Origin of the sequence: Burkholderia sp. KJ006 (assembly GCF_000262695.1) — a bacterium.
Taxonomy (GTDB): domain Bacteria; phylum Pseudomonadota; class Gammaproteobacteria; order Burkholderiales; family Burkholderiaceae; genus Burkholderia; species Burkholderia vietnamiensis.
The window spans coordinates 1,075,721-1,094,090 of record NC_017920.1 but is presented as its reverse complement, the minus strand read 5'-3'; the positions used below and the strand labels follow the sequence as shown (position 1 = coordinate 1,094,090).

General features: G+C 66.7%; 16 protein-coding genes and 4 tRNA genes. 3 read left to right on the top strand and 17 right to left on the bottom strand.

Going from position 1 to position 18,370, the window contains the following annotated elements:
* Positions 1-21: 21 nt before the first annotated feature.
* From MYA_RS05075 to uvrC, 6 genes are all read right to left on the bottom strand, one after another.
* A tRNA-Cys gene (locus tag MYA_RS05075) sits at positions 22-95 on the bottom strand.
* A gap of 100 nt (positions 96-195) precedes the next feature.
* Positions 196-271 (bottom strand) — tRNA-Gly (locus MYA_RS05070).
* A 51-nt stretch (positions 272-322) separates the two neighbouring features.
* Positions 323-398: transfer RNA gene (locus MYA_RS05065), tRNA-Gly, on the bottom strand.
* Between the two features lie 51 nt (positions 399-449).
* Positions 450-525, bottom strand: a tRNA-Gly gene (locus MYA_RS05060).
* Between the two features lie 155 nt (positions 526-680).
* Positions 681-1,268: a CDP-diacylglycerol--glycerol-3-phosphate 3-phosphatidyltransferase gene (pgsA, locus tag MYA_RS05055; protein WP_011883978.1), complete on the bottom strand. Its 588-nt coding sequence runs from the start codon at positions 1,266-1,268 to the stop codon at positions 681-683.
* Positions 1,269-1,379: 111 nt separating this feature from the next.
* A complete protein-coding gene (gene uvrC, locus MYA_RS05050; RefSeq protein ID WP_014722731.1) occupies positions 1,380-3,362 on the bottom strand; it encodes an excinuclease ABC subunit UvrC in 1,983 nt (660 codons plus the stop codon).
* A gap of 75 nt (positions 3,363-3,437) precedes the next feature.
* Between uvrC and earP the strand changes: the two genes are divergently transcribed.
* The 3 genes from earP (at position 3,438) to MYA_RS05035 (ending at position 7,001) form a co-directional block, all read left to right on the top strand.
* On the top strand, positions 3,438-4,649 hold the full coding sequence (gene earP / locus MYA_RS05045; protein WP_014722730.1) for an elongation factor P maturation arginine rhamnosyltransferase EarP: 1,212 nt from the start codon (positions 3,438-3,440) through the stop codon (positions 4,647-4,649).
* Between the two features lie 137 nt (positions 4,650-4,786).
* Positions 4,787-5,344: an elongation factor P gene (gene efp, locus MYA_RS05040; protein ID WP_011883975.1), complete on the top strand. Its 558-nt coding sequence runs from the start codon at positions 4,787-4,789 to the stop codon at positions 5,342-5,344.
* Positions 5,345-5,615: 271 nt separating this feature from the next.
* Positions 5,616-7,001: a sigma-54-dependent transcriptional regulator gene (locus MYA_RS05035; RefSeq protein WP_014722729.1), complete on the top strand. Its 1,386-nt coding sequence runs from the start codon at positions 5,616-5,618 to the stop codon at positions 6,999-7,001.
* 151 nt (positions 7,002-7,152) lie between these two features.
* Here the strand turns inward: MYA_RS05035 and nagZ are convergent, their stop codons facing one another.
* The 11 genes from nagZ to MYA_RS04980 all read right to left on the bottom strand — a co-directional run bounded on the left by nagZ (position 7,153) and on the right by MYA_RS04980 (position 18,369).
* Entirely contained in the window at positions 7,153-8,181 is a 1,029-nt protein-coding gene (gene nagZ, locus MYA_RS05030) for a beta-N-acetylhexosaminidase (protein WP_014722728.1), read from the bottom strand.
* A 16-nt stretch (positions 8,182-8,197) separates the two neighbouring features.
* Positions 8,198-8,635: a holo-ACP synthase gene (acpS, locus tag MYA_RS05025; RefSeq protein ID WP_014722727.1), complete on the bottom strand. Its 438-nt coding sequence runs from the start codon at positions 8,633-8,635 to the stop codon at positions 8,198-8,200.
* A gap of 69 nt (positions 8,636-8,704) precedes the next feature.
* On the bottom strand, positions 8,705-9,481 hold the full coding sequence (pdxJ, locus tag MYA_RS05020; protein WP_011883971.1) for a pyridoxine 5'-phosphate synthase: 777 nt from the start codon (positions 9,479-9,481) through the stop codon (positions 8,705-8,707).
* The gene (gene recO / locus MYA_RS05015) at positions 9,478-10,317 is read right to left on the bottom strand and encodes a DNA repair protein RecO (protein WP_011883970.1); all 840 of its coding nucleotides are present in this window, start codon (positions 10,315-10,317) and stop codon (positions 9,478-9,480) included. Before recO ends, pdxJ begins: the two co-directional genes overlap by 4 nt.
* Positions 10,304-11,203 (bottom strand): GTPase Era, encoded by a 900-nt coding sequence (gene era, locus MYA_RS05010; protein ID WP_041493796.1) that lies wholly within the window; start codon positions 11,201-11,203, stop codon positions 10,304-10,306. The genes recO and era overlap by 14 nt, the downstream gene beginning before the upstream one ends.
* A gap of 60 nt (positions 11,204-11,263) precedes the next feature.
* Positions 11,264-12,517, bottom strand: a complete 1,254-nt coding sequence (gene rnc / locus MYA_RS05005) for a ribonuclease III (RefSeq protein ID WP_034194218.1) — start codon at positions 12,515-12,517, stop codon at positions 11,264-11,266.
* 153 nt (positions 12,518-12,670) lie between these two features.
* Positions 12,671-13,564, bottom strand: a complete 894-nt coding sequence (lepB, locus tag MYA_RS05000; RefSeq protein ID WP_011883967.1) for a signal peptidase I — start codon at positions 13,562-13,564, stop codon at positions 12,671-12,673.
* 16 nt (positions 13,565-13,580) lie between these two features.
* Entirely contained in the window at positions 13,581-15,374 is a 1,794-nt protein-coding gene (lepA, locus tag MYA_RS04995; protein WP_011883966.1) for a translation elongation factor 4, read from the bottom strand.
* Positions 15,375-15,558: 184 nt separating this feature from the next.
* Positions 15,559-15,795, bottom strand: coding sequence for a glutaredoxin family protein (locus MYA_RS04990; protein WP_011883965.1), 237 nt, complete (start codon positions 15,793-15,795; stop codon positions 15,559-15,561).
* Between the two features lie 11 nt (positions 15,796-15,806).
* A complete protein-coding gene (locus MYA_RS04985) occupies positions 15,807-17,300 on the bottom strand; it encodes a DegQ family serine endoprotease (RefSeq protein WP_014722722.1) in 1,494 nt (497 codons plus the stop codon).
* A gap of 16 nt (positions 17,301-17,316) precedes the next feature.
* A complete protein-coding gene (locus tag MYA_RS04980) occupies positions 17,317-18,369 on the bottom strand; it encodes a MucB/RseB C-terminal domain-containing protein (protein ID WP_011883963.1) in 1,053 nt (350 codons plus the stop codon).
* Position 18,370 lies beyond the last annotated feature (1 nt).

The following is an 18,370-nucleotide window of genomic DNA, read 5'->3' as shown; positions in this document are numbered from 1 at the left end:
AGGGCTTTTTCTCTTCCTACTTGGAGGCGCGAGCCGGAGTCGAACCGGCCTAAACGGCTTTGCAGGCCGCTGCATAACCGCTTTGCTATCGCGCCAAAAGCGGACTGTCCGAATACCTGGAAGGCATGCGACAGATTTTTATCCGAGGACCATCGGTCCATCAAATAAAAGGGGAAGCCTTGCTTCCCCGATACCTGGAGCGGGAGACGAGTCTCGAACTCGCGACCTCAACCTTGGCAAGGTTGCGCTCTACCAACTGAGCTACTCCCGCATTGTCCTACACCAGCAGCGCTTTGCCATTCAACACGCTGCCAGAAAAATCTGGAGCGGGAGACGAGTCTCGAACTCGCGACCTCAACCTTGGCAAGGTTGCGCTCTACCAACTGAGCTACTCCCGCGTTGTCCTGCACCAGCAGCGCTTCGCCATTCAACACGCTGCCGAAAAAATCTGGAGCGGGAGACGAGTCTCGAACTCGCGACCTCAACCTTGGCAAGGTTGCGCTCTACCAACTGAGCTACTCCCGCGTATTGCTGCGCTACTGCTTTCCGTCACACGCTTACTTCGTCGTGCAGCGGAGAAGCGAGATTATGTCGAAGGCACTTTCATGTGTCAAGGGCTTTTCGCGCCCTTTTTCCAAAAACCTTCGGCACCGACACCGCAAGCAGCCGCTACCAAGCCCTTACGCGCCGCCGCGCTCGCGAATCTGCGGCCACGCGAGCTTCATGTAGTACAGCATCGACCAGATCGTCAGCACCGCCGCCAGATACATCAGCCATTCGCCCCACACGCGCGTGTCGATCGTCGCGACGCCGAGCGGCAGCGGCCCGTAATACAGCAGCATCGGGATCGCGACCATCTGGCATGCGGTCTTGAACTTGCCGAGCTGGTTCACCGCGACGCTCTTCGACGCACCGATCTGCGCCATCCATTCGCGCAGCGCCGAAATCGCGATCTCACGGCCAACGATCACCAGCGCGATCGCCGCGTCGACCCGCGCGATCTGCACGAGGATCAGCAGCGCGGCGGTGACCATCAGCTTGTCCGCGACCGGGTCGAGGAACGCGCCGAACGACGACGTCTGGTTCCACTTGCGCGCGAGAAAGCCGTCGAACCAGTCGGTCAGCGCCGCCAGGATGAATATCGCCGCCGCCGCGAGGTTGCGGTGCGCGCCGCCCATCACCGTGTCCGGCAGATAGAACACGCCGACGACGAGCGGAATCAGCACGATCCGGACCCACGTCAGGAAAATCGGGAAGTTGAACGGCATGGCATGCGGGTCAGTAAAGGATTCGCAATTGTGCCGTGTCGACCGGCCTGCCACAAGAACGCGCGATCGCAACGCGGGATCGCAGGCCCGAGCGGCCGGTCGCACGGCCCGTCAATGAAGCTGCTTGTAGATCTGTTCGGCGAGTGCGTGCGAGATCCCGTCGACGCTCGCCAGCTCCTCGACGCTGGCGGCGACCACGCCGCGCAGTCCGCCGAACCGCGCGAGCAGCCGCTGGCGCCGCTTCGCGCCGACGCCGTCGAGCTCCTCGAGCCGCGACGTCTGGCGCGCCTTCGCGCGCTTCGCGCGCATCCCGGTGATGGCGAAGCGGTGCGCCTCGTCGCGGATCTGCGCGACCAGCATCAGCGCCGCGCTCTCCTTGCCGAGCTCGAGCGGCGTGCGGCCGTCCGCGAACACGAGCGTCTCGAGGCCGACCTTGCGCCCTTCCCCTTTCGCGACGCCGACCAGCATCGACGTATCGAGCCCCAGTTCGGTGAACACCTGCCGCGCGATCTCGACCTGCCCCTTGCCGCCGTCGATCAGCACGATGTTCGGCAACAGGCTCGACGCCTCGGCCTGCCGCGTCGATTCGCCGTCGATGCCGGTCGCGGCGTCGGCGGCGGCCGCCTGCGCGGCCAGCTCGACCATCTTCTCGTAGCGGCGCGTCAATACCTGCCGCATGGCCGCATAGTCGTCGCCCGGCGTGATGCCGGCGATGTTGTAGCGACGGTACTCGCCCGACTGCATCTTGTGATGGTGATAGACGACGCACGACGCCTGCGTCGCCTCGCCCATCGTATGGCTGATGTCGAAGCACTCGATGCGCAGCGTCGCGAGATCGTCGCATTCGAGGCCGAGCGTCTCGGCGAGTGCGCGGGTACGCGCCTGCTGCGAGCCCTGCTCGGACAGCAGTCGCGCGAGCGCGATCCGGGCGTTCTGCTCGGCCATCGTCAGCCACGCGCGCCGCTGCCCCTGCGGCTGCCGCACCAGCGATACCTTGTGGCCGGCCTGCTCGGACAGCAGCTCGAGCAGGTCGCGGCTCGCGGGCGCATGGCTGACGACCAGCACCGGCGGCACGCGGTTGCCCAGATAGTGCTGCGAGATGAATGCATCGAGCACCTCCGCCTCGACGGACGCGCCGGCACCGGCGCCGGCGACGCGGGCAGCCGCCCCCCCGTCGCCGTCGCCCTCGCCTTCCGCGAGCGTCAGCGCGCTTTCGACGTGCGTCGGGAAATACGCCTTGTCGCCAAGATGGCGGCCGCCGCGCACCATCGCGAGGTTCACGCACACGCGCCCGCCCTGCGCGACGACGGCTAGGATGTCGACGTCGCTGTCGCCGCCGACCTCGATCGCCTGCTGGTGCAGCACCGTCGCGAGCGAGCTCATCTGGTTGCGCACGGCCGCCGCCTGCTCGAACTTCAGCTCGGCCGCGAACGCGTGCATCTTCTGCTCGAGTTCGTTCATCACCTCGGACTGCCGTCCGAGCAGGAAGCGCGCGGCGTTCGACACGTCGATCGCGTAGTCGTCCTCGTTGATCGCGCCGACGCACGGCGCCGTGCAACGCCCGATCTGATGCAGCAGGCACGGCCGCGTACGGTTGTTGAACACCGAATCCTCGCAGGTGCGCAACTGGAATACGCGCTGCAGGATCTGGATGCTCTCGCGCACCGCCCACGCACTCGGGAACGGCCCGAAATACTGGTTCTGCTTGTCGACCGAGCCGCGGTAATACGCCATGCGCGGAAAGCGGTGCGCGGTGAGCTTCAGGTACGGATACGACTTGTCGTCGCGAAACAGGATGTTGTAGCGCGGCGCGAGCGCCTTGATCAGGTTGTTCTCGAGCAGCAGCGCCTCGGCCTCCGAGCGCGTGACGGTCGTCTCGATGCGCGCGATGCGCGTGACCATCATCGCGATGCGCGGCGACAGCTGCGTTTTCGTGAAGTAGCTCGACACGCGCTTCTTCAGGTCGCGCGCCTTGCCGACGTAAAGCACGGCGCCCGTTGCGTCGTAATAGCGGTAGACGCCCGGCATGTGCGGCAATTGCGCGAGGATCTTCTTCGGTTCGAACGGAGTATCGGCGGCTTCTGGGGATGTCATGCGTGATCCGGTGCCCGCTGGCGCGGAACGGGTCCATTAGAATCGCCAGTTTAGAGCATTCACCGGCCCGCTTCGATGTCCCGCACCACGCCCGCCTCCGGCTCCGACTCCGTCCCCGCCATCGCTTCGCCGCGCTCGACCGGCGAACCGATCGCATGCGACCTCTTCTGCACCGTGATCGACAACTTCGGCGACATCGGCGTGTGCTGGCGCCTCGCGCGCCAGCTCGCGCACGAGCACGGCTGGCAGATGCGCATCTTCGTCGACGATCTGCGCACCTTCGCGCGACTGCTGCCGCAGATCGACCCGCACGCCAACCGGCAAACGCTCGACGGCATCGCGATCGAACACTGGCACGCGGACGTCGGCGACGCGCTGCAGATCGCCGACGTCGTGATCGAAGCGTTCGCGTGCGAACTGCCGGGCGCATATCTCGCCGCGATGGCGCGACGCGCGCCCCGCCCGGTGTGGATCAATCTCGAATACCTGAGCGCCGAGGACTGGGTCGCCGATTTCCACCTGCGCCCGTCGCCGCATCCGCGCTACCCGCTGCTGAAGACCTTCTTCTTCCCCGGGCTGTCGGCCGGCACCGGCGGCGTGCTGAAGGAGCGCGACCTCGACGCACGCCGCACCGCATTCGAAACCGACGCGGCCGCGCGCACGGCCTGGTGGCGGCACGCGACCGGCGATGCGCCGCCGGCGTCCGGCACGACGGTCGTGAGCCTGTTCGCATACGAAAATCCGGCCGTCGACGCGTTGCTCGCGCAGTGGCGCGACAGCGCGACGCCGATCGTCGCGCTCGTGCCGGCCGGCCGCATCTCGCCGGCCGTCGCGCGCTTCTTCGGCACCGCCTCGTTCGACGCCGGCGCGCGCGCCACGCTCGGCAATCTGACCGCCTACGGGCTCGCCTTCGTGCCGCAGGCCGACTACGACGCGCTGCTGTGGGCCGCGGACGTCAACTTCGTGCGCGGCGAGGATTCGTTCGTGCGCGCGCAATGGGCGCGCAAGCCGTTCGTCTGGCAGATCTACCCGCAGGCCGACGATGCGCATCTGCCGAAACTCGACGCCGCGCTCGCGCACCTGGCAGCCGGCCTCGCCGACGCGCCGCGCGCGGCGCTCGAGCGCTTCTGGCATGCGTGGAACGGCGTGGGCACGCCCGATTGGGACGATATCCGGCAGCACCGCGCGGCGCTGGACGCCAACGCGACGCGCTGGGCCGACACGCTGGCGGGCGTCGGCGATCTTGCCGGAAAGCTGGCGGAATACGCAAAATCTCAGTTAAAATAAGCGGTTATCCGACGGCTGACCACGCAAGCGCGCACGCTTGGGGCTCTTGGCACCTACCGGAACGCACCGCTTGCGCCGTCAGCCGTTGCGCAACGCTCAGGCACCCATTTATTTGATTGGATCAGGACAGTTTTTTTATGAAGACCGCACAGGAACTCCGCGTAGGCAACGTCGTGCAAATCGGCAGCGACGCATGGGTCATCGCAAAGACGGAATACAACAAGTCGGGCCGTAACGCCGCCGTCGTCAAGATGAAGATGAAGAACCTGCTGACGAACGCAGGCCAGGAAGCGGTCTACAAGGCCGACGACAAGTTCGACGTCGTCGTGCTCGACCGCAAGGAAGTGACGTACTCGTACTTCGCCGACCCGATGTACGTGTTCATGGACGCCGACTACAACCAGTACGAAGTCGAAGCGGAAATGATGGGCGAAGCGCTGAACTACCTCGAAGACGGCATGGCTTGCGAAGTCGTGTTCTACAACGAGAAGGCCATTTCGGTCGAACTGCCGACGATCCTGGTTCGCGAGATCACCTACACGGAACCGGCCGTCAAGGGCGACACGTCGTCGGGCAAGGTGCTGAAGAACGCGAAGCTCGCAACGGGCTTCGAGCTGCAAGTGCCGCTGTTCTGCAACACCGGCGACAAGATCGAAATCGACACGCGTACGAACGAATACCGCAGCCGCGCGTAAGCGCCTGCGAACTTCGCATCGAACAAAGCGCCCTGCGGGGCGCTTTTTGTTTGCCTGCGCGCAACAGCGCGCACATGTCGGCACGATCGGCAACACAAAATCCAGCACTAAAGGTATTCAATTTGTATCATCGGTAACTGTTTTATAGCGGCCGAGAAATAATGCACGTCGGGCGTTCCGGGGGGCATAAAATCAGTTTTTAATCCGACACGCGGCTGCGGCTGGCTCGACGGCCGACAGCCCGCCTCTCTTGACTCGACTCGCGTTCACCATGCCACACGCCCTGATTGTCGAAGACGATCCCAACAGTCTGTCCGGCCTGACCGCGCTGCTCGCCGCAGACGGCTTCTCGGTCGACACGGCCACGTCGCTCGCGGAGGCGCGCACGGCGCTCGGCCGCGCGATCCCCGACGTCGTCCTGGTCGACCTGAACCTGCCGGACGGAAGCGGCTTCGACCTGCTCCAGCACCTGCCGCAGCAGCAGCCGAACGGCTCGCTGCCGGTGATCGTGCTGACCGGCAATGCGACGGTCGAGAGCGCGATCGAAGGCTTGCGTCACGGCATTTGGGACTACCTGCTGAAGCCGATCAACATTCCGCGGCTGCGCAGCCTGCTCGCGCGGATTCCCCGCCCTTACGAACTGATCGACGAAGTGCAGGCGCTGCGCGCGTCGCTGCGTCGCCTCGGCCGCTTCGGCGCACTGGTCGGCCGCAGCGAGGCGATGCAGCACGTGTACGACATGATCGAGCACAACGCGCGCACCGAAACGGCCGTGCTGTTCGCGGGCGAAGCCGGCACCGGCAAGAAGCTCGCGGCGCGCACGCTGCACGATCTGAGCCGCCGCCGCAAGGGGCCGTTCCTGTCGTTCGACTGCCGGATGATCGCGCAGGCGAACCGGCATGGCGCGTCGCTCGACAGCGTGCTGTTCGGCCATGAGCGCGGCGCGTTCGACGGCGCCGAGCGGCGCGAAACCGGCCTGTTCGAACAGGCCGGCGGCGGCACGCTGTTCCTCGACGAAATCACCGCGCTGCCGCTCGTGCTGCAGGAAGCGCTGCTGCATGCGCTCGATTCGCAGAACTTCATGCGGATCGGCGGCACGAGCTCCATCGCGAGCGACTTCCGGCTGATCGCGGCCACGCGCCGGCCGGCGCGCGAGGCCGTTGCCAACGGCACGCTGCGCGAAGATCTGTGGCTGCGCCTCGATGCGGCGTCGATCACGATGCCGCCGCTGCGCGAGCGCGACGGCGACGCGCTCGCGATTGCCGATGCGCTGATCGACGAACTGAACCGCGAGGCCCGCGCGACCGGCCGCAGCACGACCGACAAGCGCGCGGCGCCGGGCTTCGTACGCGAATGCCTGTCCTATGAGTGGCCCGGCAACGTGCGCGAGCTGCACGAGCGTGTGCGCTTCGCATACGACGCGTCGGGCGACTTCATCGAAACGCTGCGCGCCGGCGAAGCGAGCTTCGCGGCCGGCGCCGCGCTGAACGGCAGCAGCGTGCAGATCAAGGTCGGCACGCCGCTGTCCGACGTCGAAGACCTGCTGATCCGCGCGACGCTCGACGCAGTCGGCGGCACGCGGCATCGTGCGGCCACGCTGCTCGGCATCAGCCCGAAGACGCTCTACAACAAACTGCAGCGCATGAAGGTCAATTGAGCGGGCGGCAATCGTCGTCGGCGCGGACCGGCGCCGACGATTAGTTCGTCGAACCAGTGCTGCCCTCCGCTTCGCGCACCAACGAAAAAGCCACGCAACTTCGCGTGGCTTTTTCGTTTCGGCGACGGCAGCGCGCCGACTGCGTCGCCGCTTATGCGAGCACGCTGGTCAACAGCCCGCGCGCCTGCAGATACTCGGGCTGCGCGATCAGCTTGTCCCACTTGAGCGCCTTGCCGCGCGCACGCATCCGCTTGATGCGCCGCACCGACTCCGGCGACGGCCGCGCGCTCAGTTCGTTCAGCACGACTTCGGCGGCCTCCGGCTGGTTGCAGACGAGCACCATGTCGCAGCCGGCCGCGAGCGCCGCGTCGGCGGCCTGCGTGAGCGTGCCGCCTTCGCGGGCGGCCTCCATCGACAGGTCGTCGCTGAAGATCGCGCCCGTGAAACCGAGCCGCCCGCGCAGGATGTCCTGCAGCCACACGCGCGAGAAGCCGGCCGGCCGCGGGTCGACCTGCGTATAGATCACGTGCGCGGGAATCACCGCCGACAGAGACAGGCCGAGCCAGTCGTACGGCGCGACGTCGTCCTCGAGGATCGCGTCGAGCGGCCGGTCGTCGGTCGGCAGCGCGACGTGTGAATCGGCTTCCGCGAAACCATGCCCGGGGAAATGCTTGCCGCAGTTGGCCATGCCCGCGAGCGACAGCCCGTGGTTCAGGCTCTTCGCGAGCAACGTGACGACGCGCGGGTCGCGATGGAACGCGCGATCGCCGATCACCTTCGAATGTCCGTAGTCGAGATCGAGCACGGGCGTGAAGCTCATGTCGATCCCGCAGGCGCGCAGCTCGGCGGCGAGGATGTAGCCGACCGCGGTGGCGACCTTGGTCGCGAGCAGCACGTCGCGATCCCACAGCTCGCCGAGCCGGCGCATCGCCGGCAGCACCGTGAAGCCGTCGGTGCGGAACCGCTGGACGCGGCCGCCTTCGTGATCGACCGCGATCAGGATGTCCTCGCGCACCGCGCGGATCGAGTCGGTCAACGCGCTCAGCTGCGCGCGGTTTTCGAAATGCCGCGCGAACAGGATCACGCCGCCGGTGTTCGGATGCGCAAGGCGCCGCGCATCGTCGCGCGACAGGGCCGTGCCGACGACGTCGAGCATGACCGGGCCGGGAGTCGTTTTCATCGAATCGGAAAATCCGTCAGGAAAGGGTTCGGGGAACGGGTGCGGGCGCAGGCGGCGGCGCGTCGGTTTCGGCGACGACGAACGACACGGCGTAGTCGCGCTCGTCGCTGACCGTCACGCGCGCGGTGATGCCGCGCGCGGCAAGCCAGCCGGCGAGCTCTCCCGACGCGACGACGTACGGCTCGCCGCTGCGCTGGTTGAGGGTCTGCAGCGCACGCCACGTCATCGGCCAGTGCATACCGAGCCCGATCGCCTTCGAGAACGCTTCCTTCGCGGAAAAGCGCGTCGCGAGAAACGCGATGCCGCGCGCCTCGGAGCGCGCGCACCGCGCGTGGAACACGCGCAACTCGTCGGGGCCCAACACCTTCTCGGCAAACCTGCCATCGGTGCGCTCGAGCACGGCCGCGATGCGGCTCAACTGGACGATGTCGGTGCCGATGCCGTAGATCGCCATGTCAGCGCGCGCCGCGATGCACGAACGATGCCGGGTGGCAAGCCGAGCCGGCGCGCACGGAACGCATCGTCAGCGCGCGCCGCCGTGAAGCGCGGCAACGCGTGCGGCGACCATGATGGCCTTCATCTCGCGCACGGCATTGTCCCAGCCCGCGAAGATCGAATGCGCGACGATCGCATGGCCGATGTTCAGCTCGACGATCCCGTCGATGGCGGCGATCTGTTGCACGTTCGTGTAGTGAAGACCGTGACCGGCGTTGACCTTCAGCCCCAGCTGCGCGCCGGCCTGGACGCCCGCGACGATGCGTTCGTATTCACGCTGCTGCTCGGCTGCGTCGTGCGCGTCGGCATAACGGCCGGTATGCAGCTCGATCACCGGCGCGCCGGCCTCGTGCGCGGCGCGGATCTGCGTCTCGTCCGGATCGATGAACAGCGATACGCGCACGCCGGCGTCCGCGAGCTGCTTGCAGGCCGCGCGCACGACCTCGAAGCGGCCGGCGACGTCGAGGCCGCCTTCGGTCGTCAGCTCCTCGCGCTTCTCCGGCACGAGACACGCGTCATGCGGACGCACTTCGCACGCGATGTCGAGCATCTCGGCCGTCACCGCGCATTCGAGGTTCATCCGCGTCTTCAGCAGCGGGCGCAGCGTGCGCACGTCGGCGTCGACGATGTGGCGGCGATCCTCGCGCAGGTGCAGCGTGATCGCGTCGGCGCCGGCTTCTTCGGCGGCGAGCGCCGCGCGGATCGGATCGGGATAGGCGGTGCCGCGCGCGTTGCGCAGCGTGGCGACGTGGTCGATGTTCACGCCGAGGTCGATGACGGTGGGCGTTGTCAGGAAAAAGCTCATAGGTTTTGCAGGTCGATCAGGATCTGGCGCGTGGCGAGCGGCGTACCGCCGAGATAGGTGTTCAGCAGGAAGCGCATCAGCGTCTTGCTCTGCGCGACCGTCTGGGCTCGATGGTAATCGTCCTGCTCCATGTCGAGCAACGTCTGTCCGGTGACGACCGGCCAGTGCGACGGTACGTCGTCGTCCGCGTTGCGCACGCCGCGCTCGGGATCGAACACGTAGCGGCGCTCGGGCTCGACCGCGCGGCGCGCCACCGTGCGGTTCAGCGCCATCGCATAGCCGGTCTCGCGCAGCAGCACGCGCTCGAACGAGCGCAGCACCTGCACGGCAGGTTCGCCGTGCGCGAGGCGCGTGAGCGTCAGCACGTAATGGTTGAACAGCGGCGGCTGCGGATCTTCGCGCGCGCAGAATTTCACGAGCAGCTCGTTGACGTAGAAGCCGCACAGCAGCCCGTCGCCGCCGAGCGGCAGCATCCCGCCGACCCACTCGGCGCCGGTGAGCGTGCGCACTTCGGATTTGCCGGACCACGACAACAGCAGCGGCTGGAACGTCTGCAGCACGCCGCGCAGCGCGGAATGCGGGCGCTTCGCACCCTTCGCGACCAGCGCGAGCCGGCCATGGTCGCGCGTGAGCACGTCGATGATCAGGCTCGTTTCGCGGTACGGATAGCTGTGCAGCACGAACGCCGGCTGCTCGGCGATGCGGAAATCGGACGTGCGAGACGTCGCGCGCCGCGCCTTGCGGCGCGGCGGTTCAGGCGGGGCCGGCAGCGGCGCGTCGTTCGCGCCGGCGGCCACCGCGTCTTCGGTCGACGTCAGCGCGTCATTCGTACCCATAGGCACGCAGCCCCGCCTCGTTGTCGGCCCAGCCGCTCTTCACCTTCACGAAGGTCTCGAGGTACACGGGGCCGTCGAACAGCTTCTCCATGTCGAGCCGCGCCTCGGTGCTGATCTGCTTGAGCTTCTCGCCCTTCTTGCCGATCACCATCGCCTTGTGCATATCGCGTTCGACGAGGATCGTCGCGAAGATGCGCTTCAGCCGCCCTTCCTCCTCGAACTTGTCGATCAGCACGGTGCTCGTGTACGGCAATTCGTCGCCGGTCCAGCGGAACACCTTCTCGCGCAAGATTTCGGCCGCGAGAAAGCGCGAGCTGCGATCGGTCAGCTCGTCCTCGCCGTAGATCGGCTGACCTTCCGGCAGGTGCGGCTTGATCGTGTCGAGCAGGTGCTTGATGTCTTCCGGCCGCTGCGCGGACAGCGGCACGAGCTCGGTGAACTCGCGCAGCGCGCTCATCTTCTGCATGAACGGGAACAGCGTCGCCTTGTCGCCCACGCGGTCGATCTTGTTCGCGATCAGGAGCGTCGGCGCGCCGGGCGGAATCAGGTCGAGCACCTTCTGATCGTCGGGCCCGAAGCGGCCGGCCTCGATCACGAACAGGATCAGGTCGACCGACGTGAGCGTCGACGTGACCGCGCGGTTCAGCGAGCGGTTCAGCGCGGTGCTGTGGCGGGTCTGGAAGCCCGGCGTGTCGACGAAGATGAACTGCGCGTCGTCGAACGTGTTGATGCCGGTGATGCGATGGCGGGTCGTTTGCGCCTTGCGCGACGTGATGCTGATCTTCTGGCCGACGAGTGCGTTCATCAACGTCGACTTGCCGACGTTCGGGCGGCCCACGATCGCGATCATGCCGCAGCGGAAACCGGTAGGAGCGGGAGTGTTCATATCGTTTGGGAGACAGGTTCGCAACCGGCCGCGCGGCGCGCGGCACGATCGATGGGCAATTCAGTGGCCGGCATCGGCCGCGCGCGCCTGGGCGGCCGCGAGGCTCGCGCCGCCCGGCGGCGTCTCGGTGTCGGACGCTGCGCCGTCGCGCGGGCGCGGCGTCGTGCGGGAGGCGGGGTCGGACGCAGCGGCTGATTTGTCGGCGCTCGCCGAGGCCGGATCGGCCGGCTGGACGGCTGCTTGACCGGCCGCTTGGCCGGTCGGCTTGTCAGCGGCGCGCGGTGCGCCTTCCGCGGGCTTGTCGGCCGCACGCAAGGCAGCTTCGCCGCGCTCCGGCGACTTCTCGGCCGGCTTGTCCGCCGGCTTGTCGCCCGACGGCTTCGCCGCGCGGTCGGTCTTGTCCGCCACGGTTTCGACATGCGCGGCGCGGATCGCGGCCATCGGCGCCTGAGCCGGCCGCTCGGCCGGCTCGGAAGCGCCGCCGGACGCCTTCACGTCGCGTGCCGCCGCACGTTCCTTCCGTTCCGGCGAGCGCAGGTCCAGCGCTTCCTGAACGCCCTTCACGCCCGGCACGATTTCGGGCTCCGCATGCTTCGATCCACGGGCATTCTTCGAGCGCTTCGGCTTCGAGGCCAGCATCGGCGCGGCGGCCAGCACCTCGTCGAGCGCCTTCTTCGCGGCAGCCTGCTCGGCCGCCCGCCGGCTCGCGCCGGAGCCCGACACCTTCACGTCGAGCTTCGGCACCGTGCATTCGACCTCGAACTGCTGATTGTGCGCCGCACCATGAGTCGCGACGACGGTGTAGGTGGGCAACGCGATCTTGTGCCCCTGCAGATACTCCTGCAGCAGCGTTTTCGCGTCCTTGCCGAGCGTGCGCGGATCGATGTGGTCGAGGATCGGTACGTACAGCCGCTTGATGACCCCTTGGGCGGCTTCGAAGCCGCCATCGAGAAACACGGCCCCGATGATGGCTTCGAATGCGTCCGCGAGAATCGACGGGCGGCGGAACCCGCCGCTGCGCAACTCGCCCTCGCCCAGTCGCAGCCCGTCCGAGATATTCAGGGCCTGAGCGATTTCATACAGCGACTGCTGCTTGACGAGATTGGCGCGCACGCGCGACAGATCGCCTTCGTCCAGCTTGCCGAAGCGCTGGAACAAAAGGGCCGCCACCGCGCAATTCAGAACGGAGTCGCCGAGAAACTCGAGCCGTTCGTTATGCGTGGCGCTGTGACTGCGATGGGTCAAAGCCTGGCGCAACAATTCCGCATTGCGAAATTCGTAGCGCAGCCGGCTTTCCAACTGGGATAGGGGCATGTGCAGGAGTATAACGCGGGCGCCGGTCGGGCCGAAGCGGCACGGCCGGACGCGAAAAGGCGTGACGAGGCGGTGTTACCGCCGGTTCTTAAAGTAGTTCGGCAATACGCGACGCGGCCCGTGCGTCGCGCATTGCGTGCGAGTCGACTGCGATCAGTTGAAGGAACCGATGCGCTTCAGGTCGCTGAAGTTCATCCAGATGAAGAACGCGCGACCGACGATGTTGTTGTCCGGCACGAACCCCCAGTAGCGGCTGTCCGCGCTGTTGTCGCGGTTGTCGCCCATCATGAAGTAGTGGCCGGGCGGCACCTTGCAGATCACGCCGCGGCTGTTGTACGTGCAGTTGTCGCGATACGGATAGTCGTATGCGCCCATCACGAACGGCGGCACCGCGGGATTGTTCAGGATCGCGTTCTTCTTCGTGCCGAGCGTTTCCTCGAACTGCTTCGCGTAGTTCTGGCGCTCGTCGTCGAAGTAGTCGGGCAGCGGCGTTTCGGGCACCGGCTGGCCGTTGATCGTCAGCTGCTTGTCCTGATAGGCGACCGTGTCGCCCGGCAGGCCGACGACGCGCTTGATGTAGTCGACCGACTCGTCCTTCGGATAACGGAACACGACGACGTCGCCGCGCGACAGCGGCTTGCCCTGCGTGATCTTGGTGTTCGTGACCGGCAGACGCAACCCGTATTCGAACTTGTTGACGAGGATGAAGTCGCCGACGACCAGCGTCGGCACCATCGAGCCCGACGGGATCTTGAACGGCTCGACGACGAACGAACGCACGACGAACACCGCGAGGATCACCGGGAAGAAGCTCGCCGTGTATTCGAGCCACCACGGCTGGCGCAGCTTCTCGTCGCGCAGCTTCGCACGCGTCTGCACCGCATTTTCGTCCGCGAAACGCTTGTCGATGCGCGACTGCTGGCGATCGAACTCGTCGATCGCCACGTCGGCCGCCTTGCGTCGCCGCGGCAGGAACACCAGCTTGTCCAACACCCACGCCACGCCCGTCACGACGACGAGCACAAAAAGAATCAGCGCAAAATTCATAAAAGGATCAGTCCTGTTATTTGTCTTCGACGCGCAAGATCGCGAGGAACGCTTCCTGCGGGATCTCGACCGAACCCACCTGCTTCATGCGTTTCTTACCTTCTTTCTGCTTCTCGAGCAGTTTCTTCTTTCGCGTGATGTCGCCGCCGTAGCACTTCGCCAGCACGTTCTTGCGCAGCGCCTTGATGTTCTCGCGCGCGACGATGTGCGCGCCGATCGCGGCCTGGATCGCCACGTCGTACATCTGGCGCGGAATGATTTCGCGCATCTTCGCGGCCACTTCGCGGCCGCGGTACTGCGACTGCGAGCGGTGCACGATGATCGACAGCGCATCGACCTTGTCGCCGTTGATCAGCATGTCGACCTTCACGACGTCCGACGAACGGTATTCCTTGAACTCGTAGTCCATCGACGCATAGCCGCGCGACACCGACTTCAGGCGATCGAAGAAGTCGAGCACGATCTCGGCCATCGGAATTTCGTACGTGAGCTGCACCTGGCGGCCGTGATACTGCATGTTGATCTGCGAGCCGCGCTTCTGCTCGCACAGCGTGATCACCGAGCCGACGTAGTCCTGCGGCATGTACAGGTTCACGGTGACGATCGGCTCGCGAACCTCGGCGATGCGGCCGGGTTCCGGCATCTTCGCCGGGTTCTCGACCATGATCGTCGAGCCGTCGCTCTGCACCACTTCATAGACGACCGTCGGTGCGGTCGTGATGAGGTCCATGTCGAACTCGCGCTCGAGCCGCTCTTGCACGATTTCCATGTGCAGCAGCCCGAGGAAGCCGCAGCGGAACCCGAAGCCGAGCGCCTGCGACACTTCCGGCTCGTACTGCAGCGACGCGTCGTTGAGCTTCAGCTTCTCGAGCGATTCGCGCAGCGCGTCGTACTGGTTCGCCTCGACCGGATAGAGGCCCGCGAACACCTGCGGCTTCACTTCCTTGAAGCCCGGCAGCGGCTCGGTGGCAGGCTTCGCCACGTGCGTGACGGTATCGCCGACCTTCGCGGCCGTCAGTTCCTTGATGCCCGCGATGATGAAGCCCACCTGCCCGGCCGACAGCGATTCGAGATTGCGCGACTTCGGCGTGAACACGCCGACGTGCTCGACCGGATACTGCGCGCCGGTCGCCATCATCTTGATCTTGTCCTTCGGACGCAGCGTGCCGTTGACGATGCGCACGAGCATCACGACGCCGACGTAGTTGTCGAACCACGAGTCGATGATCAGCGCCTGCAGCGGCGCGGCCGGATCGCCCTTGGGCGGCGGCACCTTCGCGATCAGCGCTTCGAGCACGTCCTCGACGCCGAGCCCCGTCTTCGCGCTGCAGCGCGTCGCGTCGGTCGCATCGATGCCGATCACGTCCTCGATTTCCTCGATGGCGTTCTCGGGGTTCGCGGCCGGCAGGTCGATCTTGTTCAGCACCGGCACGACTTCGACGCCGAGCTCGATCGCCGTGTAGCAGTTCGCGACCGTCTGCGCCTCGACGCCCTGGCTCGCGTCGACCACGAGCAGCGCGCCCTCGCAGGCGGACAGCGAACGGCTGACTTCATAGGAGAAATCGACGTGCCCCGGCGTATCGATCAGGTTCAGGTTGTAGACCTTGCCGTCGCGCGCGCGATAGGACAGCGCCGCAGTCTGCGCCTTGATGGTGATGCCGCGCTCGCGCTCGATGTCCATCGAGTCGAGCACCTGCGCTTCCATTTCGCGGGCGGCGAGGCCGCCGCATACCTGGATGATGCGATCCGCGAGCGTCGACTTGCCATGGTCGATGTGGGCGATGATCGAGAAATTGCGAATATGATCCATTCAGTGCCGATCAAGCGAAAAAGGCGCGCTCGACGACTGCGGAGCACGCCTTGTAAGTCGGTGAAAAAACGGCTTATTTTAGCCGAAAAGGCCTTTGCCGGGCGGTAATTTGGGGCGGCCGGCGAGCGCGTGCCCGACCGCGAGCGTCCGGAGCCGCCGGCCGCCTGCACGCGCCGGGGCCGGGTCAGCGCCGCGCCGCGAACGCGCCGCGCACCGCCGCCTCGTCGAACCGGTGGCGGCACACCTCCACGCCGTCGAGCAACAGCACCGGCACGTCTTCGTCATAGCGGGCGACGAGTGCCGGATCGGCGTCGATGTCGACGTAGTCGAGCGCGACGCCTAACTCGGCCGCCAGCGGCGCCAGCGCGTCGCGCATGTCGTCGCACAGGTGACACCAGCCGCGGCCGTAAAGCGTGAACATCGGCGCGCGACTTACTTCTGGCTCGGGCGCGGACGCACCGGCACGAACTGCGTGTTGTCGCCGCGCCGCACGAGCACCGCGACCGCCTTCTGCGGATCGAGCTGCGCGGTCACGTCGGCGAACTGCTTCGCGCTCGTGATGTCGGTGTCGCCGACGCGCAGCACGATGTCGCCGCGCTGCAGCCCGGCGCGCGCGGCCGGGCCGTCGATGCCGTCGATCTGCACGCCGTTCTTCAGCTTCAGCGATTTCATCTGCTCGGCCGGAATGTCGCTGACCGTCAAGCCGAGCGAATTCGCCTGGCGCGGCTTCTGCGGCGCGCTCTTGCGCTGCTCGGCCTTCGCCGTCGTCTCCGCCGGCGTCTCGGCGATCGTGATCGGCAGCTCGCGCGCCTGGCCCTTGCGCCACACGGTGACGGTCGCCTTCGCGCCGGGCTTCGTGTCGCCGACCATGCGCGGCAGGTCCGACGCCGCGTCGACCGAACGGCCGTTGAACTTCAGGATGATGTCACCCGGCTGGATGCCCGCCTTGTCGGCCGGGCCGCCCGGCTCGACGCTGCTCACCAGCGCGCCTTCCGCCTTCGGCAGCCCGATCGAATCGGCCACGTCCTTCGTGACCTCGCCGATCGCCACCGCGATGCGGCCGCGCGTGACCTTGCCGGTCGCCTTCAGCTGATCGGCCACGCGCATCGCTTCGTCGATCGGAATCGCGAACGAGATGCCCATGAAGCCGCCGGTGCGGCTGTAGATCTGCGAGTTGATGCCGATCACCTCGCCCTGCATGTTGATCAGCGGGCCGCCCGAGTTGCCGGGGTTCACCGCGACGTCGGTCTGGATGAACGGCAGATAGTCGCCCGTGTTGCGGCTCTTCGAACTGACGATGCCGGCCGTCACGGTGTTGTCGAGGCCGAACGGCGAACCGATCGCGACCACCCACTCGCCGACGCGCACCTTGGTCGAATCGCCGATCGCGACGACCGGCAGGTTCGCTGCCTGGATCTTAACCACCGCGACGTCGGTCCGATCGTCGACGCCGATCAGCTTCGCCTTGAATTCGCGCTTGTCGGTGAGCGTGACGTAGATGGTGTCCGCATCGTCGACGACGTGCGCGTTCGTCATCACGTAGCCGTCTGCCGACACGATGAAGCCCGAGCCGACCCCACGATTCTGCTCGGTGTCCGGCGGATTGTCGGGCGTCGGCGCGCCCTTCGGGCTGCCGCCGCCGTTGCCGGGCGCCTGCGGCAACGGAATGCCGAAGAAGCGCCGGAAGAATTCCGACATGTCGCCGTTGTCGAAGCCCGGCGGCAGGCTGCCGCGCGGCCCCGGCACCGGCACGTTCGCGGTCGTCCGGATGTTCACGACGGCCGGCCCGACCTTTTCGACCAGATCGGCGAAGTCGGGCAGGCTGCCCGGGGGAGGCGTGACAGCGGACGCGGTTTGCGGGACGAACGGCAGGCAGGCGCACAGCGCCGCCGCCGCGAGCACTTTGCGCAGCGTGATTTTCGTCATGTCGGGAGCCGTAGCGTTACTTGGAAGCCTTGTATTCTATGGCAGACGCGAACTGCTGCAACGTGGCCGGGGGCACTTCGCCGAGCACGGTGATCCAGTAGTCGCCGCGGCGCTTCACGAGCACGTGCGTCGCGCCGGTGCTGCCCGCGCCTTCCTTGCGCGTATTCTTTTCGGCCGGCTCGATGAAGACCGAGATCGTCGCCAGCCCGTCGGTGAAGACGGCCTGGTCGACCGGAATCGGCGGATCGCCTGCGTCGCGCGCGGCCATCGGCCGGCGCACCTCGCGAATCTTGCGGAAGCCGGCGATCGTCGGCGCGATCTGCCAGCCCTGCGCTTCCATGTCGACCGTCGCAACCGGCGGGCGGACCACCGTCCAGCCGCTCAGATTGCGCATGCCGGCCGCGATCGCGGACTTGTCGCCGGCGGCACCGCCCGTCTGCAACTGCGAGAACGCGACCTGCTCGAGCACGTGATCGCTCGCGTCGAGCGTCTGCGAACGCAGCAGCAACCCGGTGCGCGCATCGGCCCACAGCTTGTACGTGAAGCGGTACGCATCCTTCGGCACGAGCTCGACGACCTGCGCATCGACGCCGGCGACGCGGTCGCGGCCGAGCAGCTTCGCGTCATAAACGGACATCACGTGCTCGCCCGGCGCACCGAGCAGCGCGGGGAACGAATCGCGCGTCTGGCGGCGCTCGACCACGCACAGCTTGCGCTCGGGGACGAACGTATACAACTCGTCGTTGTGCCGCAGCACCTTGCGCGGCTTGCCGTCGAGCGACTCGATGCGCTCGAATTCGCCGTCACGCGACGCGACGTGCGCAATGCGCGACGATTGCACGTAGCCGCCGCGCTGGTAGACGAACGTGCCTTCGTAGCTCTGCTGCTGCGCCGCCTGCTGGATGCGGTCGAGCCAGTCGGCCGCGCCCTTGCGGGTGGCGACGGGATCGTCCGGTTGCTGGGCGCTGGCGGGAAGGGATTGAACGGACAACAGGGCGGCTGCGCAAAGCAGGAGGGCCGGCAGCCGCTTCCATCCGGAGATGGCGTGATTCAACTGCAATGTCCGCATC